Annotated in this window: 18 protein-coding genes and 1 tRNA gene; 13 read left to right on the top strand and 6 right to left on the bottom strand. The window is 69.5% G+C overall.

Going from position 1 to position 23,105, the window contains the following annotated elements; genetic code table 11:
• Positions 1–161 precede the first annotated feature (161 nt).
• Complete coding sequence (locus AB0I72_RS04550) at positions 162–1,055, top strand: prenyltransferase (protein ID WP_358563726.1); 894 nt, start codon at positions 162–164, stop codon at positions 1,053–1,055.
• A gap of 67 nt (positions 1,056–1,122) precedes the next feature.
• On the opposite strand, the gene AB0I72_RS04545 is transcribed toward AB0I72_RS04550, so the two are convergent.
• Positions 1,123–1,833, bottom strand: coding sequence for a maleylpyruvate isomerase N-terminal domain-containing protein (locus AB0I72_RS04545; RefSeq protein WP_358562967.1), 711 nt, complete (start codon positions 1,831–1,833; stop codon positions 1,123–1,125).
• Between the two features lie 181 nt (positions 1,834–2,014).
• Here AB0I72_RS04545 and pyk point away from each other — a divergent pair, with 181 nt between their 5' ends.
• A complete protein-coding gene (gene pyk, locus AB0I72_RS04540; RefSeq protein WP_358562965.1) occupies positions 2,015–3,448 on the top strand; it encodes a pyruvate kinase in 1,434 nt (477 codons plus the stop codon).
• Between the two features lie 133 nt (positions 3,449–3,581).
• Here pyk and AB0I72_RS04535 read toward each other — a convergent pair whose 3' ends face one another.
• The 3 genes from AB0I72_RS04535 to AB0I72_RS04525 form a co-directional block, all read right to left on the bottom strand.
• Entirely contained in the window at positions 3,582–4,541 is a 960-nt protein-coding gene (locus tag AB0I72_RS04535) for a DUF1266 domain-containing protein (RefSeq protein ID WP_358562963.1), read from the bottom strand.
• Between the two features lie 217 nt (positions 4,542–4,758).
• On the bottom strand, positions 4,759–4,962 hold the full coding sequence (locus AB0I72_RS04530; protein ID WP_358562961.1) for a hypothetical protein: 204 nt from the start codon (positions 4,960–4,962) through the stop codon (positions 4,759–4,761).
• 94 nt (positions 4,963–5,056) lie between these two features.
• Positions 5,057–5,132 (bottom strand) — tRNA-Leu (locus AB0I72_RS04525).
• Between the two features lie 162 nt (positions 5,133–5,294).
• Between AB0I72_RS04525 and AB0I72_RS04520 the strand changes: the two genes are divergently transcribed.
• The 5 genes from AB0I72_RS04520 to AB0I72_RS04500 all read left to right on the top strand — a co-directional run bounded on the left by AB0I72_RS04520 (position 5,295) and on the right by AB0I72_RS04500 (position 10,466).
• On the top strand, positions 5,295–5,864 hold the full coding sequence (locus AB0I72_RS04520; protein ID WP_358563724.1) for a response regulator: 570 nt from the start codon (positions 5,295–5,297) through the stop codon (positions 5,862–5,864).
• A 325-nt stretch (positions 5,865–6,189) separates the two neighbouring features.
• Positions 6,190–7,755: a branched-chain amino acid ABC transporter permease gene (locus AB0I72_RS04515; RefSeq protein ID WP_358562959.1), complete on the top strand. Its 1,566-nt coding sequence runs from the start codon at positions 6,190–6,192 to the stop codon at positions 7,753–7,755.
• Between the two features lie 12 nt (positions 7,756–7,767).
• Positions 7,768–8,757 carry a branched-chain amino acid ABC transporter permease gene (locus AB0I72_RS04510; RefSeq protein WP_358562957.1) on the top strand — a complete coding sequence of 330 codons (990 nt, stop codon included), beginning with the start codon at positions 7,768–7,770 and terminating at the stop codon, positions 8,755–8,757.
• Complete coding sequence (locus AB0I72_RS04505; protein WP_358562955.1) at positions 8,747–9,619, top strand: ABC transporter ATP-binding protein; 873 nt, start codon at positions 8,747–8,749, stop codon at positions 9,617–9,619. Before AB0I72_RS04510 ends, AB0I72_RS04505 begins: the two co-directional genes overlap by 11 nt.
• Positions 9,612–10,466, top strand: a complete 855-nt coding sequence (locus tag AB0I72_RS04500; RefSeq protein WP_358562953.1) for an ABC transporter ATP-binding protein — start codon at positions 9,612–9,614, stop codon at positions 10,464–10,466. The genes AB0I72_RS04505 and AB0I72_RS04500 overlap by 8 nt, the downstream gene beginning before the upstream one ends.
• A 717-nt stretch (positions 10,467–11,183) precedes the next feature.
• Here the strand turns inward: AB0I72_RS04500 and AB0I72_RS04495 are convergent.
• Together AB0I72_RS04495 and AB0I72_RS04490 are read right to left on the bottom strand one after the other, a co-directional pair.
• Positions 11,184–12,431, bottom strand: coding sequence for an ABC transporter substrate-binding protein (locus AB0I72_RS04495; RefSeq protein WP_358562951.1), 1,248 nt, complete (start codon positions 12,429–12,431; stop codon positions 11,184–11,186).
• A 381-nt stretch (positions 12,432–12,812) separates the two neighbouring features.
• Positions 12,813–13,244, bottom strand: coding sequence for a hotdog fold thioesterase (locus tag AB0I72_RS04490; RefSeq protein ID WP_358562949.1), 432 nt, complete (start codon positions 13,242–13,244; stop codon positions 12,813–12,815).
• A 116-nt stretch (positions 13,245–13,360) separates the two neighbouring features.
• Between AB0I72_RS04490 and polA the strand changes: the two genes are divergently transcribed.
• The 6 genes from polA to uvrB all read left to right on the top strand — a co-directional run bounded on the left by polA (position 13,361) and on the right by uvrB (position 23,049).
• Positions 13,361–16,156 (top strand): DNA polymerase I, encoded by a 2,796-nt coding sequence (polA, locus tag AB0I72_RS04485; protein ID WP_358562947.1) that lies wholly within the window; start codon positions 13,361–13,363, stop codon positions 16,154–16,156.
• 137 nt (positions 16,157–16,293) lie between these two features.
• Positions 16,294–16,719 carry an alternative ribosome rescue aminoacyl-tRNA hydrolase ArfB gene (arfB, locus tag AB0I72_RS04480; RefSeq protein WP_358562946.1) on the top strand — a complete coding sequence of 142 codons (426 nt, stop codon included), beginning with the start codon at positions 16,294–16,296 and terminating at the stop codon, positions 16,717–16,719.
• A gap of 562 nt (positions 16,720–17,281) precedes the next feature.
• Positions 17,282–18,772, top strand: coding sequence for a 30S ribosomal protein S1 (rpsA, locus tag AB0I72_RS04475; RefSeq protein WP_358562944.1), 1,491 nt, complete (start codon positions 17,282–17,284; stop codon positions 18,770–18,772).
• Between the two features lie 1,087 nt (positions 18,773–19,859).
• The gene (locus AB0I72_RS04470) at positions 19,860–20,339 is read left to right on the top strand and encodes a GNAT family N-acetyltransferase (RefSeq protein WP_358562942.1); all 480 of its coding nucleotides are present in this window, start codon (positions 19,860–19,862) and stop codon (positions 20,337–20,339) included.
• On the top strand, positions 20,333–20,929 hold the full coding sequence (gene coaE, locus AB0I72_RS04465; RefSeq protein ID WP_358562941.1) for a dephospho-CoA kinase: 597 nt from the start codon (positions 20,333–20,335) through the stop codon (positions 20,927–20,929). Before AB0I72_RS04470 ends, coaE begins: the two co-directional genes overlap by 7 nt.
• 38 nt (positions 20,930–20,967) lie before the next feature.
• Positions 20,968–23,049 carry an excinuclease ABC subunit UvrB gene (uvrB, locus tag AB0I72_RS04460; protein WP_358562939.1) on the top strand — a complete coding sequence of 694 codons (2,082 nt, stop codon included), beginning with the start codon at positions 20,968–20,970 and terminating at the stop codon, positions 23,047–23,049.
• The last annotated feature ends 56 nt before the right edge of the window (positions 23,050–23,105 follow it).

Raw genomic sequence — 23,105 nt, 5'->3', positions numbered from 1 at the left:
CACGGCGGCGCCGGGCACGGGACCCCCGTGCCCGGCGCCGCCGCGCCCCTCCGCGGACGCCGCCGGACACACGCCGCCACCGGCGTAAAGATCGCATATATTGCACGGCCGACTATTCTCCGCGACGACCCACCGGTCGTACCGTCGAAGACATGAGCGTTGTGACCTGGGACGCATACCACGCCGCGGAGCACTTCACCATGCGCACCGCGCGCCTCATCGACCGCCATCGCTTCGCGTACCACTTCCAGAACGGCCCCACCGCCCCCATCCGCTCCGCCCTGGCCGCCTACCGCAACCTCGACGGCGGCTACGGCAACGGCATCGACCCCGACATGCGCGGCCACGCCAGCCAGCCCGGCGGCGTCGCGACCGCCCTGCAGTACCTCGACGAACTCGGACCCGTCCCGCACAGCATCGGCGCCGGCGTCTGCCAGTTCCTCGCCAACGTCTGCGACCCCGACGGCAGCGTCCCCCACGTCCTGCCCACCATCCGCCACACCGAGGCCGCCCCCTGGCTCCTGGAGACCGAGGACTTCACCGGCCGCCTCGACATCACCGCCCTCATCTGCGGATACCTGCACAAACACCACATCACGCACCAGTGGCGCGACACCGCCACCGCCTACTGCTGGAAGCGCGTCGACACCCTCGCCTGGACCGAACCCCACGAGGCCATCGGCGTGTGCACCTTCCTCCAGTACGCCCCCAACCGCACCCGCGCCATGCAGGCCCTCAACCGCCTTTCCACCATGATCCGCGCCGTCATCGACGTCCACCCGCGCACCGAGGCCCACGTCCACACACCACTCGACCTGGCCCCCCACCCGCACCACATCGCGCGCCCCCTCTTCACCGACGCCGAGATCAACCGCGCCCTCGACGTCCTCGAGGAACAGCAACGCGCCGACGGAGGCTGGGACGCCGCCTGGAACCACTGGGACCCCGCCGCCACCCTCGAACGCGAGGGCATGCGCACCATCCAACGCCTGCGCGTCCTGCGCGCCTACGGCCGCGTCGGCACCTACCTGCCCCAACCCCGCCAGGACAGGTGAAGGGGAGCCCCTCCGGCCCGCGCCCGACCCCCGCCCGCCGCCCAGCGGCACCACGCGCGAGCACGGGTCACCCCAGCGCCAGGAACCGCACCCCGGCCGCCGACAGCGCCTCCCGACCCGCGCCCCCCTCCGAACGGCCGGTCACCGCACGCACGGCCCGCACCGCCACCGCCGCGTCGGACCACACCCCCGGGAACACCCGCTCCACCGCATCCCGGTCCGCCGCGCCGAACACCAACCGCACCACCACATCCAACGCCGGCCGCGTCGTCCACACCTCGCGCCCCAACGCGTCCGCCACATCCCAGCCGTGCAGCACCGCCTCCACCACCCGCGTCACCAGGAAGTCCGTCAACGACATCGGATCACCGTGCCGTGTGAACACCCGACGACCACCCTCCTCGGCCGCCAGGCGCCCCCTCAACGCCGCCCAGCCCCCACGCAGCACCCGGCCCGGCTCCCCGGCGTCCGCCCGCCGCGCCGCCGCCTCCACCGCCGACCGCACCCGCTCCCCGTTCACCTCCGGCGAGAACCGCGCGTCCGGCGCGTAGTAGCCCGCCGCCGAGATCGCAGCGCCCCCGTCCTCACGCACCGGATCCGCAAGCATGTCCTCCACCCGCAGCACCGCCCCCACCGTGTGCGCCGCCAACGCCGCCACATCCCACGGCGAACAGCGGGTCGGCACCACCGCCTCGGCCTCCGACAACCCCTCCAGAACCCCCGCCAGCGCCGCGGTCTCCGACTCCAAAGCCGCCACGACCTCTTCGTACGCGAACACCACACACCCACCCTCGACAGAACCCCGCCACTACCGCCCGAACGCTACCGAAACCCGCCCCAACAGCCAGAAACCAGCCCCCGACCACCCCGCCGCCGTTCGCCCCACCGCAGCCAGACATACGTCCATTCGCAACCTGGTTTAGACCACTCCACCCACCCAACCCTCTAGAGTTGTGCACGTGACACGTCGAGCAAAGATCGTCGCGACCCTCGGTCCCGCCACCTCGAGCCCGGAAGTCCTCCGCAGGCTCGTCGACGCCGGACTGGACGTAGCGCGACTCAACCTCAGCCACGGAACCCACGACGACCACAGCGCCAACCTCGCCAACGTGCGAGCCGCCGCTGAGGCCGCACAACGATCGGTCGGCGTCCTCGCCGACCTCCAAGGACCCAAGATCCGCCTCGGCACCTTCGCCGACGGACCCCACGAACTCGCCCCCGGCGACGAGTTCACCATCACCACCGACGACATCCCCGGCGACGCCACCCGCGTCTCCACCACCTACAAGGGACTCCCCGGCGACGTCCGCCCCGGAGACCGCGTCCTCATCGACGACGGCCGCGTCGTGCTGGAATGCACCAAGACCACCAGCACCGACGTCCACACCCGCGTCATCTACGGCGGCGCCGTCTCCAACAGCAAGGGACTGAACCTCCCCGGCGTCGCCGTCAGCGTCCCCGCACTCACCGACAAGGACGAGGCCGACCTACGCTGGGCGCTCCGCAACGGCGTCGACATGGTCGCCCTCTCCTTCGTCCGCAGCCCCGCGGACGCCGAGGAGTGCCACCGCATCATGGACGACGAGGGCGTCACCGTCCCCCTCATCGCCAAGATCGAGAAGCCCCAGGCCGTCGAACGCCTCCACGACATCATCGAGGTCTTCGACGGCGTCATGGTCGCCCGCGGCGACCTCGGCGTCGAGCTCCCCCTCGAGAACGTTCCCATGGTGCAAAAGCGCGCCATCGAACGCTGCCGCGACAAGGCCAAACCGGTCATCGTCGCCACCCAGATGCTCGAATCCATGATCGGAGCCCCCCGGCCCACCCGCGCCGAGGCCTCCGACGTCGCCAACGCCGTCCTCGACGGCGCCGACGCCGTCATGCTCTCCGGCGAGACCAGCGTCGGGCAGTACCCCATCGAGACCGTCGAGACCATGGCGCGCATCGTCGCCGCCGCCGAACAGGAATCCCTCCGCGCCTCGCACATCCTCACCCGGGTGCCCGAGACCACCGGAGGAGCCATCGCCCGCGCCGCCGCCGAGATCGGAGCCACCGTCGGCGCCAAGGCACTCGTCGCCTTCACCATGTCCGGCGAGACCGCACGCCGCCTCGCCCGCTACCGGTCGCCCATCCCCCTCATGGCCTTCAGTACCGAGGCCAGCACCCGAGGCCTGCTGTCCCTCGTCTGGGGCGTGGAGACCAACCTCGTGCCGTGGGTCGACAACACCGACGACATGGTCCGCCAGGTGGAGGCCGAACTCCTCCAGCTCGGCGAGTACACCAAGGGCGACAAGGTCGTCATCGTCGCGGGCAGCCCGCCCGGAACCGTGGGGTCCACCAACTCCCTACGCGTCCACAAACTCGGTGACGCCGTCGCACTGAGCGCGCAGTAACACCGGAGCGCCCACGAGGCGCCCGCACACGGGCCGCATCAGGTCCGGCCCGGAGGAAGGCGAATGAGCCGCGCCGACCATCCGGGCCAGGACCGGTGCGGCCGACGCGTACCGGCCAGCCCCGGAGCCCCGCCTACTGCTCCTGGCCGCTGGCCACCCCGCCCTCGGAGATCACCCGCTCCAACGGCATGTCCCACGGCAGCAGATTCCACGGACTCCGCGGATCCTCGGTCAACAACCCCAACGCCGTCCACACCCGGTCGGCGCCCCCGTGCTCACCCTCCACACCGCGCTCCGGCCACAACAGGTACCCCGCGTGGAAGGCCACCGACAACTGGTGCCACGACGAGTACCGGCGCTGGAGATCGGAGGCCACCCGGCGCAACAACGTCTGCGTCTCCACCGGAGACAACCAGTCCAGCGACGCCCCGGCGCACACCAGACGGATCACGTGCACCGACTTCCACCACTGGAACGCGCCGATGATCACCGTCTCGTCGGCCTCGGGGGCGTCGGCCACCGAACGCAGCCGGTCGATCTGCTCCGGGGTCAGCCGCACGTTCGCGCCCGTGGAGTGGCCGCCCCGGTCCTGGGGCAGCCGCGACTTCGCGACGCCCGCGCGCAGGTCGACGACCAGGTCGAGGGAGGGGCCGGAGTGCAGTTCCTCCTGGAGACCGTCGACCGCCGCGAGCAGGGACTCGCGGTCGGTCACCGCCCACTGCCGCTCCAGGACGCGGCGGTAGCGGCGGCGCAGCGACGGCCGGGCCACCACGTCCCAGGGTTCGGCGAGCGCGACCCGGAACGGCGCGGCGACGGCGGCGGCCCACCGTTCGGTGCTCAGGGGCGCGTCGGGGTTCTTGGTGCGGACCGTGGGGGACTCGCGCGATCCGACGACCAGTTCGGCGAAGGACCCGGCGACCAGGGCGACCACGGGGAGGAACGCCCAGCCGGGTTGGCCGACGGCGACGAGGACGACGATGAGGAGGGCGACGGGGGTCAGCAGCCAGGGCAGGCGACGCCGGGACCCCCAGGCCACCACGACCCAGGCGCCGATGACGAGTGCTCCGATCACCCCGGCCACCGCGGTCAGCACCCGCTGCTCCTCTCCTGGAATCCGCTCTGCGTATCAAGGATCGGGGACGTCGGGGGCGAACGGCGACCGAACCCACGGGTTGTACCCAGGTTGTGGCCGTGATGTGACCCCTTCGGCCCGGTTGCCCCGGCATAAAGTGACAAAGGACCCAAGTAGGGTCGAACTGGCTGGGTAGATACCGGGGTTCTGGCCGGAACCCTCGCGGGCTCGCGCGCGGTCAGTACTTCGGCCCCACGAACGAGTCCATGCGGGCGACAGCGGCCTTCTGGCAGATGGAGACCACAGTCTGGTTCTGACATCCCCGCCGGGTCTTCTTGGCATGGCTCTTCCAGGCGACGCCGAGGCGTCGACTGGCCTCACTGTGGGAGATTCCGGAGTTCGGCATGTCCACCGCTGAGCGGCGCATGTGTGGTGCGTACATGGAGTGAACGATTGCTCACGTATGCGACATTCGGTTGATGTCAGCGATCCCCAGGCCCCTGGGCAGTAGAAAAGCCACCCCGGAGGATGGCCTTTGGTGCCCCGAGTGGGATTCGAACCCACACTGGATCGTGTTTGAGACGATTCTCTCTGCCGTTGGAGTATCGGGGCATTCTTAGTAAACCGGACAGCCGAGCGGGGGTGTCTGGTTCCGTCGGCCTGGCGATGCTCCGTCAACGCTGACGTCACGATTGGCACGCATTGCCGGTCCCGACGTCCAGCATCCTAGCGGATCTCGGTAACCTCGTGTACGTGACGAGGACGCAGAGCCGCGTGGTGATCGCGGAAGACGAGGCCCTGATTCGCCTGGACCTCAAGGAGATGCTGGAAGAGGACGGGTACGCCGTCGTCGGCGAGGCCGGTGACGGTGAGACCGCCATCCGGCTTGCCCGGGAGCTGAAGCCCGACCTGGTGATCACCGACATCAAGATGCCGGTGCTCGACGGCCTGTCCGCCGCCGAGCGCATCGCGGGGGAGCGGATCGCACCGGTCGTGATCCTCACCGCCTTCTCCCAGCGCGAGCTGGTCGAGCGGGCGCGTGAGGCCGGGGCCATGGCCTACCTGGTCAAGCCCTTCACCAAGTCGGACCTGGTGCCGGCGATCGAGATGGCCACCTCCCGCTACGCCGAACTGGCCGCGCTGGAGTCGGAGGTCAGCAGCCTTCAGGAGCGTCTTGAGACCCGCAAGCTGGTCGAGCAGGCCAAGGGGCTGCTCCAGAGCCGCCACGGGATGAGTGAGCCCGAGGCGTTCCGGTGGATCCAGAAGAACTCCATGGATCGCCGACTGACGATGCGCAAGGTCGCGGAGACGGTCGTCGAGACGCTCGGCGGCAAGCAGGACTGAGCCGCCTCAGCCCGACCGTTCCACGGGGGCCGCACCCACTACCGGGTGCGGCCCCCTTCTGTTCTCCCGCGCACGTCCGGCGGAGGAAACGTGCAGATCAGCTGGTGTTCGCGGCGAAAACCAGACACCCGTTCAGGGTCAACCGGGCGGACGTACCGGTTCGATCTCGGTTTCACACGATGGGGTGACGGTTGGGTCACGTGGCTTAAGCGGTGCTGAATGACCAGGCTAAATCGGGCTAAACTCACCGCACCGAACAGCAAAGGACAACGGTGTCGAATGCGCGCATTCGGCATCGCCAACCTCAGATGCGCAAGGAGCGCGCGTGCGCACACGTCTCGTGACCGTGCTGCTCGCCCTGATCACCGCCATCCTGGTGATCCCCGGGCCAGCTGCGACGGCAGACGAACAGGGCGGTGAGGCGCTGCACGGTCAGATCAGCCACCCGGACGACCGGGATCAAGGTGTCGAGGGCATCGGGATCACGGTCTTCCAGGGGGATGACGAGATCGGGGCGAGCGAGACCGACCCTGATGGAATGTGGGAAGTGGAACTGCCCGGACCGGGTGAGTACCGCGTCGTGGTGGATCAGGAGTCCATCCCCAGCGAGTTCGCCGTACGAGAGACGTCGCTCGTGGTCGACGGTGAGGCCCAGGTCGAGGTCGAGGCGGATGATCGCCGCCCTCTGATCATCGCGTTGGTGCCGGCCGGCGGTGGGACCGACGAGGGTTCTCCCAGCCCCTCGGAGGAGGCCTCGGAGGGCTCCGGCGAGGAGGGCGACACCCCGGCCGACGACGAGTCGATCGCGGTGGGTGACAGCGGCGGTTCCTTCGGGGAGCGGCTGGCCCAGCTCACGGCCGCGGGTGTTCTGTTCGGCCTGGTGATCGCGGTGTCCGCGATCGGCCTGTCGCTGATCTTCGGCACCACGAAGCTGATCAACTTCTCGCACGGTGACATGGTCACGTTCGGCGCGATGATGGCCATGCTCTTCAGCACGGGCGCGGCCGGTATGGGCAACGCCCTGCTGGCGATCTTCGCCGGTCTGGGCGGGGCGATCCTGTTGGGCGCGTTCGGCGAGGGCCGGGTGTCGCGGACGGGACTGATCGTCGCGCAGTGGGTGGCGATCTTCGCCGGTCTGGTGCTGGCGACGGTGCTGGGCGTACTCGGCGACAGTGTCGGCTGGCAGCTTCCGCTGTGGGCGGCCACGGTGGTCGCGGTCCTGATGGGCGCGGTGCTGGGCGGGTCGATGGAGCGGTACGTGTGGCGTCCGCTGCGGCACCGCAACGTCGCGCTGATCCAGATGTTCATCGTGTCGATCGGTCTGGCGCTGATCCTGCGCCACGTGATCCTGGTGCTCTTCGGTGCGCGCCGGGAGCGGTACGCGGGGTTCCAGATCCAGGATCTGGTGGAGATCGGTCCGGTGTCGCTGCCGCCGCGTGACCTGGTGGTCATGGGCGTGGCGCTGGTGGTGCTCGTGGCTGTGGCCTGCCTGTTGCAGTTCACCCGCATCGGCAAGGCGATGCGCGCGGTGTCGGACAACCGGGACCTGGCGGAGTCGTCGGGTATCGACGTGGACCGGGTGACCCTGTACGTGTGGGGTCTGGGTGGCGCTCTGGCGTCGCTGGGCGGTGTGCTCTTCGGTCTGAACCAGGTGGTCGACTACGAGATGGGCTTCCGCCTGCTGCTGTTGATGTTCGCGGCGGTGATCCTCGGTGGCCTGGGGACGGCCTACGGGGCGATGGTGGGCGGTCTGGCCGTCGGTCTGGTGGCGGTGCTGTCCACCCTGTGGTTCCCGTCCCAGCTCATGCAGGCATGGGCTCTGGCCCTGATGATCCTCATGCTCCTGGTCAGACCGCAGGGTCTGCTCGGTCGGCGTGAACGGGTCGGCTAGGAGAGGTAGACGATGGATATCCTTTCGATCCTCGCCGATTCGACCCGATCGGCGATCGGTCCGGTGGCGGCGATCTACGCGGTCGCGGCGATCGGTCTCAATCTGCACTTCGGTTACACGGGGTTGCTGAACTTCGGCCAGGTCGGCTTCATGCTGGTGGGCGCCTACGGTGTCGGGATCAGCGTGGCGGTGTTCGACCTGCCGTTGTCGGTGGGCGTCCTCATGGGGTTGGCCTGTGCGGTGGCGTTGGCGCTGTTGCTGGGTATCCCCACGCTGCGGTTGCGTGAGGACTATCTGGCGATCACGACGATCGCGGCGGCGGAGGTGCTGCGCCTGTTGTATCGGGCGGAGTTCGCCGATCCGTTGACGAGCAGCGTGTACGGGTTGCAGAACCTGGCGGGGGACTTCCGTGCCCTGAACCCGTTCGATTCGAGCCGGTTCTACACGCTGGGTCCGCTGTCGTACAACGGCAACCACCTGTGGGTGTTGGTGGTGACGTGGTCGTTGGTGCTGCTTCTCGCGGGGTTGACCTGGTTGCTGATGCACAGCCCGTGGGGCCGTGTCATCAAGGGCATCCGGGAGGACGAGGAGGCGGTCCGCAGCCTGGGTAAGAACGTGTTCGCCTACAAGATGCAGGTACTGGTGCTGGGCGGTCTGGTCGGTGCGCTGGCCGGGGCGATCCTGGCCGTGTACCAGGCGTCGATCGCGCCGGACCAGTTCAAGCCGCAGGTGACGTTCTTCCTGTGGGTGATCCTGCTGCTCGGCGGCGCCGGTCGGGTGTTCGGTCCGGTGCTGGGTTCGATGGCGTTCTGGTTCCTGATGACCTTCACCGACGGTGTGCTCAAGGGGCTCGGGGCCATGGGTTGGCTGCCGTTCCTGAGCGGGCCCGACTACGGTGCGCTCCAGTTGGCCTTCGCGGGTCTGATGCTGGTGGTGCTGATCGTCTTCCGGCCGCAGGGCCTCATCGGCGACCGGAAGGAGATGCTGGTCAATGTCAAGTGACGAGGTGAACACCGTGGCGGTCGACCGGATGGCCGGTGCGGAGCCGGAGCCGGGGTCGGGCAAGTCCGATCCGATCCTGGTGGCGGACCGGGTGCGGCGTTCGTTCGGCGGTCTGACCGCGGTGGACGTGCGGCACCTGGAGGTGCAGCGGGGGACGATCACGGCGTTGATCGGGCCGAACGGCGCCGGGAAGTCGACGCTGTTCAACCTGTTGACCGGGTTCGACCGGGTCGACGCCGGCCGGTGGACGTTCGAGGGTCGGCCGATCAACGGGCGCAAGGGCCACCAGGTCGCGAAGGCCGGGATGGTGCGGACGTTCCAGTTGACGAAGGCGCTCACGCGGATGTCGGTGCTCGACAACATGTTGTTGGGGGCGCCGGGGCAGCTGGGTGAGCGGATGGCGGGTGCGTTCCTGCGGCCGATGTGGCAGCACCAGGAGCGGAGGAACACCGAGCAGGCCCTGCAGCTGTTGGAGCGGTTCAAGCTCATCGACAAGCGGAACGACATCGCGGGTGCGCTCTCCGGCGGTCAGCGCAAGTTGCTGGAGATGGCGCGTGCGTTGATGACGAATCCGAGCATGATCATGTTGGACGAGCCGATGGCGGGTGTGAACCCGGCGTTGGTGCAGTCCCTGTTGGGTCACATCACGTCGCTTCGGGACGAGGGCAAGACGGTCCTGTTCGTGGAGCACGACATGGACGTGATCATGGGGATCAGTGACTGGATCGTCGTGTTGGCGCAGGGGCAGGTGATCGCCGAGGGGCGTCCCTCGGACATCCGCTCGAACCAGCAGGTGATCGACGCCTACCTGGGTGCCCAGGAGGTCGACGCGGACGAGGCCCGGGGGAGTGGTGATGACTGAGAACGACGACCTGGGGCCGATGAAGGTTCCGGCGGGGGCCGAGGAGGCCGCGGTCTTCGAGCGGCACCGCGAGGAGGTGCTGGAGCACGCGCGGTCGGAGCCGGTCGAGGAGGTGGGCGGTCCCGGGGACTACCTGCTGTTGGCGAAGGACCTGGTGGCCGGGTACGTGCCCGGGGTGAACATCCTCAACGGGTGCACGCTGACGCTCACCGAGGGTGAGGTCGTGGCGATCATCGGGCCGAACGGCGCCGGTAAGTCGACGTTGATCAAGACGGTGTTCGGGTTGATCCCGGTGCGGTCGGGGTCGTTGACGCTGCGGGGTTCGAGTATCGCGGGTCTGGCGGCGCACAGTCTGGTGGAGCGGGGTGTGGGGTACGTGCCGCAGACGCGGAACGTGTTCCCTTCGCTGACGATCGAGGAGAACCTCCAGATGGGGGCGTTCCTGCGACCGAAGGCGTTCGCCCAGCGGTTCACGGTGGTGGCGGATCTGTTCCCGCTGCTGGCGGACCGCCGCAAGGCCAAGGCCGGGTCGCTGTCGGGCGGTGAGCGCCAGATGGTGGCGATGGGTCGGGCGTTGATGATGGATCCGTCGGTGCTGTTGTTGGACGAGCCGACGGCGGGTCTGTCGCCGATCTACCAGGAGGAGGTCTTCCAGCGGGTCAAGGAGGTCAACTCCACGGGTGTCTCGGTGATCATGGTGGAGCAGAACGCCCGCCGGTGCCTGCAGATCTGTGACCGGGGGTACGTGCTGGACCAGGGGCGTAACGCGTACACGGGTACGGGGCGCGACCTGTTGAACGATCCGAACGTGATCGAGCTGTACCTGGGGACGCTCGCGAAGGGCTGATCCGGGGTTTCCCTGGCGGGGGGTGGGGTCTGCGGACCCCACCCCCCGTTCGTGTGCGCGGGGGGGGCACTGGTGGCCGGGGTGGTCGGTGTGGGGACCTCTGGTCGTTGTGCGGGGGATGCGCTGTGGAGGACCCCTCGACCTCGTGCGCCTTCGGCGGCGCCCACCCGCCTCTGGTCGTTGTGCGGGGATGTGTTGTGGAGGACCGGTGCTCGCGGGTGGCCGTGGGCCGGGTGGTCTCGGTCCGGTGGCGGTGTGTGTGATCCTCCGGCTGGTGCCGGGCCGCGGAGAGCCGGGTGCGGAGAACCGGGCGCGGAGAGCCGTTTGGCGCGGTGGGGACCGGTCGTGGGGGGAGGGTCCGGGGTACGCCGAGGCGAGGCGGGGACGTGGTCGGGGGAGAGGCCCGGAGACGCCCGGGACGTGACCGGGCTCGGGGGTGGGTGTCCCGGAGCCGGGTGTCGCGGGGACGGCGGAGCGCGGTCGCGGTGAGGAGGACCCGGGTTCGGATGGGGGCGGGGCCTGGTGGTCCGGTTTCCCGGGCGGTGGCGGCCTGGCTCCGATCCGGGGGGAGGGGGCCTCGTCGCGGGGGGCCGTCGGGGGTGGGGCGGCCGGGTCCCGGTCACACGGGGAGGCGCCCCGGGACGGTGTCCCGGGGCGCCTCGTGGTGTTCGGAGCGTCGTCGCGGGCGGGCGGGGGGCGTCCGCGACGGTGGGCGGGTTACTCCTCGACGGAGTACTCCTCGTACCCGGCCGTCTCGTAGCCTTCCTCACCGAAGTGGAAGATCTGGAAGGTGGCGGAGGTCGGGTCGCCGTTCTGGTCCCAGTCGATGTTGCCGCTGACGCCCTGGTAGTTGATCTCCTCGCCCTCGGCGAGCAGGTCACGGCACTCGGAGAAGCTGCCGCACTCGGTGCCGTCGGGGCTGGTCACGTTGGCCAGCTCGGCGGAGTAGTCAGCGGGGTCGGCGCTCTCGGCGGCCTCGGCGGCCAGGGCGATGGCGGTGACGCAGTCGAAGACCTGCGGGGCGAACTGGTAGACCTCAAGGTCGGGGGCGAACTCGGCCAGGCCCTCGTTGAACCCGGGGTTGTCGGCGCCGGGAGCGACACCGGTGATGCCGGTGACGATCTCGGGGTTGCTCTCGTCGACGGTGCTGCCGAGGTCGGGCGAGTTGAGGCCGTCGGTGATGTAGAGCTGGTCGCCCTCCACACCGCTCTCCAGGAGCGAGGCCAGCACCTGGCCGCCCTCCTCGAAGGAGATGAGCGCGATCGCGTCGGGGTCCTCGCTGGTCACGTTGTCGACGACGCCGGAGAAGTTGGTCGCGTCGGGGTCGTAGGTCTCGGTGACGACGACCTCGGCGCCGAGCGCCTCGAGTTCGGCCTGGAGGCCGCCCATGTAGCCGGAGCCGTAGTCGTCGGCGCGGGCGACGATGCCGACGGTGACGTGGCCGTCGTCGACGATCTTGCGGGCCATCACCGGACCGGAGAGGAGGTCGCTGGGCGCGGTCCGGTAGTAGAGGCCGTTGTCCTCGATGTTGGTGAGGTCGGGCGCGGTGTTGGAGCCGGAGCACTGGACGATGCCCGCGCTGGTGATGGTGTCGTAGCTCGCCTGGGTCATGGAGGAGGCGGCGGCGCCGATGACGGCGTTGACGCCGTCGCCGACGAGGGCGTTGGCGGCCTCGTTGGCCTGGGCGGCGTCGCCGGCCTCGTCACCCTCGATGAGGGCGGGGATCTCGGTGCCGAGGATGCCGCCGGCCTCGTTGATCTCGGAGATGGCGTACTGGGCGCCGGTGACCTGGGGCGGGCCGAGGAAGGCGAGGGCGCCGGTCTGCGGGTAGAGGATGCCGAAGGTGAAGGCCTCGCCGCCTCCGCCGCCTTCGCCGTCGCCCTCTCCGCCGTTGCCACACGCGGTGAGTCCGAGTACCAGGGCCGCGGTGGCGGCTGTAAGGCCTAGCAGCTTCTTGCTTGCCATGGTCGTGGTCAACTCCGTTCAACGGACGAAGCACGGGCTGCGTGGCGCAGACGTGCCGATGGTGCGAATGCGTCCTGTATGCCCGCGTTGTGTGGCATTGCTTAATCAGGAGCGTTAGCGGAGCTTAATCACGGAAGTTCGCGGCGTGGAAGTACGGTTCGGGCGTTGGTGCCGACTCGCCGTCAGGCTGTTATGGCTCTGTAGTCATCCCTGCTCGTCAGGGGTGTGCCGTTGGACGGACGGCACCGTTTCAGTGACCGCGGGGTGGCGATGTGTCGTGGACGGTGGGCATGACGAGGCCCGGCCGTCGAGGTACGCGGTGCCGTGCGGGGGGCGTGCGGTGCCGTCGTCGACCGGGCCTGGTGGCGTCTCCGCCTGGGGTCAGGCGCTGGGGAGTTCGCGCAGCATGCAGGTCAGCCGCGAGGTGCACACCTTCCTGCCGTTGTCGTCGGTGATGGTGATGTCCCAGGTGGCGAGGGTCCGTCCGAGGTGGACGGGTGTGGCGACGCCGGTCACGTGGCCCTCGGTGGCCGAGCGGTGGTGGGTGGCGTTGATCTCGATGCCGACCGCGACGAGTCCGAACTGGGACGCGTGGATGGTGGAGCCGATCGAGCCGAGGGACTCGGCCAGGACGCAGGAGGCGCCGCCGTGCAGGAGGCCGAAGGGCTGTTCGTTGCCCTTGACGGGCATCCGTCCGACCACGCGTTCGGCGGAGGCCTCGGTGATCTCGATGCCCATGCGGTCGGCGAGGGGGCCCATGGTGATCGTGCCCTCGTCGAACTGGGTGCGCAGGGACTCGATGTCTGCGGGCATGGTGGTGCCTTCCGATCCGGTGGGGCGCCCGTATGGGGCGGTGGCGTGCGGCTCGGTCGCCGATCTCTCGGTGATGGCCGCGGATTGTCTGGTGCGCATCTTAGGATTCACCTGTGGTGACCAAGCGAGAGACCCCCGACCAGAATTCCCGTGCCGGCGCCGGGGCGGGCAGCGGCTCCCCCGCGGCGGGTGGTGGCCGACGGCCCCGCCTGCTGCTCCTGGACGGCCACTCGATGGCCTTCCGGGCGTTCTTCGCGCTGCCGGTGGAGAAGTTCGGCACGAGTACCGGTCAGTCGACCAACGCCGTCTACGGTTTCACGTCGATGCTGGTCAAGCTGTTGCGGGATGAGGAGCCCACGCACGTGGCGGTGGCGTGGGACCTGTCGGGGCCCACGTTCCGGCACGAGGAGTACGACGAGTACAAGGGCGGGCGGTCCGAGACGCCCGAGGAGTTCCCGTCGCAGGTGCCGCTCACCCAGGACCTGATGCGGTTGATGGGGGTGGCGAACCTGTCGGCCCCGGGCTACGAGGCCGACGACGTGATCGCCACGCTCGCGTACCAGGGCGGCGAGGCCGGGATGGAGGTGCTGATCGCCTCCGGTGACCGGGACGCCTTCCAGTTGGTGACCGAGGACTGCACGGTGCTGTACCCGGGCAAGAGCCTGTCGGACCTCAAGCGCATGACTCCGGAGGCGGTCGAGGAGAAGTACGCCGTCTCGCCGGAGCGGTACCGGGACCTGGCCGCGCTGGTGGGGGAGAAGGCGGACAACCTGCCGGGTGTGCCGGGGGTGGGGCCCAAGACGGCGGCGAAGTGGATCGCCAAGTACGGGTCGCTGGACGCACTGGTCGCCCACGTGGATGAGGTCACCGGCAAGGCGGGCCAGAACCTGCGCGACCACCTGGATGACGTGCTGCGCAACCAGCGGCTGAACCGGTTGGCGACCGACGTCGACCTGGGCGTGGCCGTGGACGATCTGCTGATCGCGGAGGCGGACCGGTCCGGGATCGACGCGTTGTTCGACAACCTGGAGTTCGCGTCGAACCTGCGTGAGCGCCTGTACGCGGTGATCCGGGTCGGCGAGCCGGAGGGCGGGGCCGAGGCCGAGGCGGCGGAGGGGTTCTCCGTCGACGTCACCGTCGCCGGGACGGGCGCGGTGGCGGCGTGGCTGACCGAGCACGCGGCGGCCGACGCGCTGACCGCCGAGGCGCCCGCCGGTCTGGCGATCGAGGGCACGTGGGGGAAGGGGACCGGGCGGGTCGACGCTCTGGCGGTGTGCGTGCCGACGGGCGCCGCGCTGTACGTGGACCCCGAGGTCCTGGACCCCGCGGACACCGACGCGCTGTCGGCGTTCCTGGCGGACCGGGCGCGTCCCAAGGTCGTGCACGAGTACAAGGGCGCCCTGCTGGCGTTGGGCGCGCACGGGTGGTCCCTGGATGGGGTGGTCAGCGACACGGCGCTGGCGGGCTACCTGGCGCAGCCGGGGCAGCGGCGGTTCGAGTTGGCCGACCTGTGCCGCAAGTACCTGGGCCGGGAGCTGGAGGAGGACACCGACGGCGCGCAGATGACCCTGGACCTGGGGGACGGCGGTGACGCGGCCGGTGGCCGTCAGCGGCTGTTGGCGGTGCGGGCGGCGGCCACCCGCGACCTGGCCGGGGTGGTGGCGGCGGAGCTGGACAGGCGCGGCGGCGCGCATCTGCTGCGCGAGGTGGAGCTGCCGCTGGTGGACGTGCTGGCGCGGATGGAGCGGGCGGGGATCGCCGCCGACCTGGAGTACCTGGAGGGGCTCCAGGGTGAGTTCGCGGCGGCGGCGCGCGGCGCGGTGGAGCGGGCGCACGAGATCGTGGGGCGCGAGTTCAACCTGGGTTCGCCCAAGCAGCTCCAGCAGGTGCTGTTCGAGGAGCTGGCGCTGCCCCGGACGAAGAAGATCAAGACGGGGTACACGACCGACGCGGACGCGTTGGCGTGGCTGGCGACGCAGACCGACAACGAGCTGCCCGGGGTGCTGCTGCACCACCGGGACCAGACCAAGCTCCGGACGACGGTCGAGGGGCTGATCAAAACGGTCGCCGACGACGGTCGCATCCACACGACGTTCAACCAGACGGTGGCGGCGACGGGGCGGTTGAGCTCGACCGACCCCAACCTCCAGAACATCCCGGTGCGCACGGACGTGGGGCGGCGGATCCGGCGGGCGTTCGTGGTCGGGGAGGGCTTCGAGGAGCTGCTCACCGCGGACTACAGCCAGATCGAGCTGCGGATCATGGCGCACCTGTCGGGGGAGCGGGCGCTGATCGACGCGTTCAACAGCGGCTACGACTTCCACGCGCACATGGCGGCCCAGGTGTTCGGCATCGGGGTCGACGAGGTGGACGGTGAGAGGCGGTCCCGGATCAAGGCGATGAGCTACGGGCTGGCCTACGGGTTGAGCGCGTACGGGCTGTCGCAGCAGCTGGGGATCACGCCGGACGAGGCGAAGAAGCTGATGGAGGACTACTTCGCGCAGTTCGGCGGGGTGCGCGACTATCTGCGTTCGGTGGTGGACGACGCGCGCAGGGCCGGGTACACCGAGACCATCCTGGGGCGGCGGCGGTACCTGCCGGACCTGACGAGCGACAACCGGCAGCGTCGGGAGATGGCGGAGCGGATGGCGCTCAACGCCCCGATCCAGGGGTCGGCGGCGGACATCATCAAGGTGGCGATGCTCCAGGTGGACGCCGCGCTGACCGAGGGCGGGTTCGCCTCGCGGGTGCTGCTCCAGGTGCACGACGAGCTGGTGGTGGAGGTGGCGCCGGGCGAGCGGGAGCGGGTGGAAAACCTCGTGACGCACGAGATGAGCACGGCGTACGATCTGCGTGTTCCGCTGGCCGTGTCGGTCGGCAGCGGGCAGAACTGGCACGACGCCGCGCACTAGTGCGGTAGCTCACTGGTGCAGTAGCGCAGTAGCGCAGTAGCGCAGTAGCGCAGTAGCGCCGTGGTGCGCTGGCGTGCTGGGACGGGCGGGATCTCGCGAGCCGCGTCCGCCCGGGTGGAGGAAGGGGGGAGATCGCCATGACGGACGGGTTGACGGTCGGTTCGGTCACCGTGCCGGCCGACGCGTTGGTGTGGCGGTTCTCCCGTTCCTCGGGGCCGGGCGGTCAGCACGTCAACACGTCCGACACGCGCGTGTCGCTGTCGTTGGACGTGGCCTCGTGCGGTGCGCTGGGGACGACACGCCGTGAGCGCGCCCTGGAGAGATTGGGCGGGCGCCTGGTCGACGGGGTGTTGACGGTGTCGGTGCAGACGCACCGGTCCCAGGCGCGCAACCGGGCCGAGGCTCGCGAGCGGATGGCCGCCCTGCTGGCGGAGGCGATGGCGCCGCCGACCCGGAAGCGACGGGCGACGCGGCCGAGCCGGGCGTCCCGTCAGCGGCGTCTGGACGCCAAGCGGCGGCGCGGCGACGTCAAGCGCGCGCGGTCGCGGCCCTCCTGGGAGTGAGGCCGGCCCCGGCGTGGTGCTGGGGCGATCCCGGTTTCGGGGGGCGTTGGGGAGGTCCCGGCGCGGCGGCCCCGGTCCCGGCGTGGCGTCGGGGCGGTTCTGGTTCCGGCGTGCCGCGGCGGTTCTGGTTCCGGGGTGGCGCCGGGGTTGGTTTGGGGAACTTTTCCGTTGCTTGCCCGCTACGTTCCGCGTCGATGACCGTGCGGTGGGAACACCCCTTCGGACATGGGGCGGCGTGTAGTTGATCTTGACCACCATGCTCGGGTAAATTGCCGCCAACGCGGCCTTCGTCGGGTTGGCGGTCCTGGGTTCCGATTGACCAGGACGCCCATGTCTCATATTCTGGCCGGAGCGTTGTGGGTTCGTGCGGGCGTCTGTCGTCCCCGGTTCGGGGATCGGTGATCGCACCGCTTCGGTCAACACTCTGGACCCGGCGGCCAGCGGCCACGGACGGTTTCGCCTTCCGTGCTCCTGGTTCTCACTTCTGGATGACGGATCGACGGGCTCGAACTCGCGGCGTGCCCATTTTCTGAACCTGTCCGTATCCGGAGTCCACCCACAAATGACGAGCAGCACCGAGGCCACCTCGACACCCCAGGTAGCGGTCAACGACATCGGGTCCGAGGAAGCCTTCCTCGCGGCGATCGACGAGACCATCAAGTACTTCAACGACGGTGACATTGTCGAGGGCACCATCGTGAAGGTCGATCGAGACGAGGTCTTGCTCGACATCGGTTACAAGACCGAGGGTGTCATCCCCTCCCGGGAGCTGTCGATCAAGCACGACGTCGACCCGGGCGAGGTCGTCGCCGTCGGCGACCAGGTCGAGGCCCTGGTCCTCCAGAAGGAGGACAAGGAGGGTCGCCTGATCCTGTCCAAGAAGCGCGCCCAGTACGAGCGCGCCTGGGGCACGATCGAGAAGATCAAGGAAGAGGACGGCGTCGTCACCGGTACCGTCATCGAGGTCGTCAAGGGCGGCCTCATCCTCGACATCGGTCTGCGCGGCTTCCTGCCCGCCTCCCTGGTCGAGATGCGTCGCGTCCGCGACCTCCAGCCCTACGTCGGGCGTGAGCTCGAGGCCAAGATCATCGAGCTGGACAAGAACCGCAACAACGTGGTCCTGTCCCGCCGCGCCTGGCTCGAGCAGACGCAGTCCGAGGTTCGCCAGACGTTCCTCAACACCCTGCAGAAGGGTCAGATCCGCAAGGGCGTCGTCTCCTCGATCGTCAACTTCGGTGCGTTCGTGGACCTGGGCGGCGTCGACGGTCTGGTGCACGTCTCCGAGCTGTCCTGGAAGCACATCGACCACCCGAGCGAGGTCGTCGAGGTCGGCCAGGAGGTCACCGTCGAGGTTCTCGACGTGGACATGGAGCGCGAGCGCGTCTCCCTGTCGCTCAAGGCGACCCAGGAAGACCCGTGGCAGCAGTTCGCCCGGACCCACCAGATCGGCCAGGTCGTTCCCGGCAAGGTCACCAAGCTGGTTCCGTTCGGTGCGTTCGTGCGCGTCGAGGAGGGCATCGAGGGCCTGGTCCACATCTCCGAGCTGGCCGAGCGCCACGTCGAGGTGCCCGAGCAGGTCGTCCAGGTCGGCACCGAGATCTTCGTCAAGATCATCGACATCGACCTCGACCGCCGCCGCATCAGCCTCTCGCTGAAGCAGGCCAACGAGTCGGTCGAGCCCGGCCAGGTGGACTTCGACCCCACCCTCTACGGCATGGCCGCGGAGTACGACGAGCAGGGCAACTACAAGTACCCGGAGGGCTTCGACCCCGAGAGCGGCGAGTGGCTCGAGGGCTTCGAGGCTCAGCGGGACGAGTGGGAGCGCAGCTACGCCGAGGCGCAGACCCGCTTCGAGGCGCACCGCAAGCAGGTGGAGGAGGCGCGCGCGGCCGAGGCCGACGCCGCCAACGCTCCTGCCGAGGAGGCCGAGGAGGAGTACACCGGCGGCGGCCAGGCTGGCGCCACGTCCGGCTCCGAGTCGACCAGCGGCGCCCTCGCCTCCGACGAGGCGCTGGCCGCGCTCCGCGAGAAGCTCGCGGGCGGCGAGGCCTGACCGGTAGGTCCCTGCCAGTAGGTCCCTGAGGATCCGCTGGAGGATCCGCTGACAGCCCCGAAGGGCCGTCCCCGTGAGGGGGCGGCCCTTCGTCGTGCGCCCTGTGGTGGGGCGGGGCGGGCGGGGAGGTTTCCGTGGGCTCCCTGGGGCGGGCGGGGTGGTTGGGTGTCCCCAGCCCCCTGGGGTGCCGTAGCGGTCGTGCGGTCCCTAACCCCCTGGGGTCCTGTAGTGGTCGGGTTTCCGGCTGACCCCCTGTGGTTGGGCGGGTGGGGAGGTTTTCGTGGGCTCCCTGGGGTGGTCGGGGTGGTCGGGTTGTCCCCAGCCCCCTGGGGTTGGGCGTCCAAGGATGATGACCGTCCAACCCCCTTGTGGTGGCCGGGGCGGTCGTGCCGTCCCCAGCCCCCTGGGGTGGGGCGGGCGGGGAGGCTTCCGTGAACCCCCCTGTGGTGGTCGGGGCGGTCGTGCCGTCCCTAACCCCCTGTGGTCCTGTAGTGGTCGTGCCGTCCCCAGCCCCCTGTGGTGACCGGGACGGTCGGGTGTCCGGCCAACCCCCCCTGTGGCTGGGCAACCAGGGACGCTTCCGCGAACCCCCCTGTGGTGGCCGGGACGATCAAGCCGTCCCCAGCCCCCTTCGGTGACCGGCGTGTGGACTTGTGTGGGGCTTGGGGCCGGTGGTCCCTGAACCGTCCACCCCCCGCTCCTGGGGCCGGGGGTGTCATCACTTCGGAATCACGTTTCCACGTGGTGGCCGTGTCCTGCATATCTGTGGAGGGCGGATGGCGGGTGTGGGTGAGGGACCTCGCCCTCCGGAACGAATTCGCTACGCGAACACGCCCTCCGGGTCGAGCCACACCCCCAGTGGTGACCGGGTGAGCAGGACACCACACCCAGCCCCCTATGGACCCGAGAACCGGTCGACCCAACCCCCCTTGGGTGAGTCGGGGCGGTCACGGTGTCCGTTCAACCCCCCTACGGTGGCCTGGGGCGGTCACGGGTTTCGTCCGACCCCCTGTGGCTGGGCGGCCGGGGATGGTGACCCCACGCGCTTGTGGCGGGGTGTGGAAGACTCGCCACACGAGGAGGCGATGTGATCGACATCCACCGGGCCACGCGCGAGGACGCGGGCGAGATCCTGACGCTCCAGCGTGCCGCGTTCGTCGACGAGGCGCAGGCCTGCGGAGACCCGTTCATTCTGCCGTTGACTGAGGGGCTGGAGCGGATCGAGCGGCTGTTGGGGAAGGAGGACGCGCTTGTTCTCAAGGCGGTCCTCGGCACGCGGATCGTCGGGGCGGTGCGCGCGAGCGTGGCCGGTTCCCACGGGGTGGTCGGCCGCCTGGCCGTCGCACCGGATCTGAGGCGGCGCGGGATCGCCCGAGCCCTGCTCGCGCGGGTGGAGGAGGAGCTGCGGGCCGGGTTTCCGGGGCTGACCGCGTTGACGCTGTTCATCGGTGCGCAGAGCGTCGGCCGGTTGTATCGGGAGCGGGGATACGCGGAGACGCATCGGGAGAGGGTGGCCGAGCACCTGGTCATGGTGCATATGCGCAAGGAGTTGGTTGAGCCGTGCTGACAGTGGGACTGACCGGGGGGATCGGTTCTGGGAAGAGCGCCGTCTCGGCGGAGCTGGCTCGTCTGGGCGCGACGGTCATCGACGCCGACGCGATCGCGCGCGAGGTGGTCGAACCCGGGACGGAGGGCCTCGCGGAGGTCGTCGCGGAGTTCGGCGAGGGCGTGCTCACCCCCGAGGGGAGACTGGACCGGGCGCGGCTGGGGGAGATCGTCTTCGCGGACGGGGAGCGTCTGGCCCGGCTCAACGCGATCGTCCATCCCCGGGTGGCGGAGCGCAGCGCCGAGTTGATGGAGCACGCGCGGGCGGAGGTCGTGGTCTACGACGTGCCTCTGCTGGTGGAGAACGACCTGGGGTCCCTCTACGACGTGGTGGTCGTGGTGGACACGCCGGACGAGGTGCGGGTCGAGCGGGTGGCCGCTGACCGGGGGATGCCGCGTGAGCAGGTCTGGGCGCGGATCCGGGCGCAGGCGGACCGGGAGAGCCGTCTGGCCGCCGCTGACCTGGTGGTGGACAACGCGGGGACGCGCGAGGAGCTGGTGGCGCGGGTCGGGGAGCTGTGGGAAGAGCTGCGTGTCAGGGGTGGTCTGTAGCGTAGGAGGCAGAGGCGGCTTGTTGAGGAGTTGGGGACATGCGACCGGTCAGCGACATGAAGCGCAGTGAGGCACCGTTCGAGGTCGTCTCGGACATGACCCCGGCGGGTGACCAGCCGGGGGCGATCGCCGAGATCGCGCGGCGGGTGGAGGCGGGCGACGCGCACACGGTCCTGCTGGGTGCGACGGGTACGGGCAAGACGGCGACCGTGGCGTGGACGGTGGAGCAGCTCCAGCGGCCGACGCTGGTGATGCAGCCGAACAAGACGCTCGCGGCGCAGTTCGCGAACGAACTGCGGCAGATGATGCCGAACAACGCGGTCGAGTACTTCGTGTCGTACTACGACTACTACCAGCCCGAGGCGTACGTGCCGCAGAGTGACACCTATATCGAGAAGGACTCGTCGATCAACGACGAGGTGGAGCGGCTGCGGCACTCGGCGACCAACTCGCTGCTCACGCGCAGGGACACGATCGTGGTCGCGTCGGTGTCCTGTATCTACGGTCTGGGCACGCCGCAGGAGTACGTGGACCGGATGGCGCAGCTGTCGGTGGGCATGGAGGTGGACCGGGACGAGCTGCTGCGCCGGTTGGTGGAGATGCAGTACTCGCGGAACGACACCGCGTTCACGCGGGGCACGTTCCGGGTGCGCGGGGACACCGTCGAGATCATCCCGGTGTACGAGGAGCTGGCGATCCGCATCGAGATGTTCGGTGACGAGGTGGAGCGGTTGATGACCCTGCACCCGTTGACCGGCGAGGTGCTGGGCGAGAGCCAGGAGATGTTCATCTTTCCGGCGTCGCACTACGTGTCCGGCGAGGAGCGCACGGAGCGGGCGATCACCACGATCGAGGCGGAGCTGGGTGAGCGGTTGGCCGAGCTGGAGGGCCAGGGCAAGCTGTTGGAGGCGCAGCGGCTGCGCATGCGCACCACGCACGACCTGGAGATGATGCGGCAGTTGGGGTCGTGTTCGGGGATCGAGAACTACTCGCGGCACTTCGACGGCCGTGAGCCGGGGAGCCCGCCGAACACGCTGCTGGACTACTTCCCCGAGGACTTCCTGCTGGTGCTGGACGAGTCGCACGTGACGGTGCCGCAGATCGGTGCGATGTACGAGGGCGACGCGGCGCGCAAGCGCACGTTGGTCGACCACGGGTTCCGGCTGCCGTCGGCGCTGGACAACCGGCCGCTGAAGTGGGAGGAGTTCACCGAGCGGATCGGGCAGTCGGTGTACCTGTCGGCCACGCCGGGCCGGTACGAGCTGCGCCAGAGCGGCGGCGACGTGGTGGAGCAGGTCATCCGACCGACGGGCCTGGTCGACCCGGAGGTCCTGGTCAAGCCGACCGACGGGCAGATCGACGACCTGGTGCACGAGATCCGGGTGCGTGCCGAGCGTCAGGAGCGGGTGCTGGTCACGACGCTGACCAAGAAGATGGCCGAGGACCTGACCGACTACTTCGCCGAGCTGGGCATCCGGGTGCGTTACCTGCACAGCGAGGTGGACACGCTGCGGCGGGTGGAGCTGCTGCGTGAGCTGCGTGTGGGCGAGTTCGACGTGCTGGTGGGCATCAACCTCCTGCGTGAGGGGCTGGACCTGCCCGAGGTGTCGCTGGTGGCGATCCTGGACGCGGACAAGGAGGGGTTCCTGCGCTCGGAGACCTCGCTGATCCAGACGATCGGTCGTGCGGCGCGTAACGTCGCCGGTCAGGTGCACATGTACGCGGACAACGTGACCGACTCGATGCGGGCGGCCATCGACGAGACCAACCGGCGTCGGGACAAGCAGTTGGCCTACAACGCCGAGCACGGCATCGACCCGACGCCGCTGCGCAAGCAGATCGCGGACATCCTCGACTCGTTGAACAGGGAGGACGTCGACACCGAGGAGCTCATGGCGACCGGGTACCGTAAGGGCGAGACGGCGCCGGTGCCCGCGCTGGGCAGCCGTGACGCCAAGAGCATGCCGCGCGCGGAGCTGGCCGGGCTGATCGACCAGTTGAGCGCCCAGATGCACCAGGCCGCGACCGACCTCCAGTTCGAGTTGGCCGCGCGGTTGCGGGACGAGATCGGTGAGTTGAAGCGGGAGCTGCGGGGCATGGACGCGGCCGGGGTGAAGTAGCCCCGGTAAGGTCTCGGTACGGGAACGTTCCCACAACGGAAGGGTCGCGTGGTTAC

It is taken from the genome of Nocardiopsis sp. NPDC049922 (assembly GCF_040660275.1).
Classification (GTDB): domain Bacteria; phylum Actinomycetota; class Actinomycetes; order Streptosporangiales; family Streptosporangiaceae; genus Nocardiopsis.
Note: the sequence above shows the minus strand (reverse complement) of the source record. Positions and strands in the feature narration are given on the sequence as shown.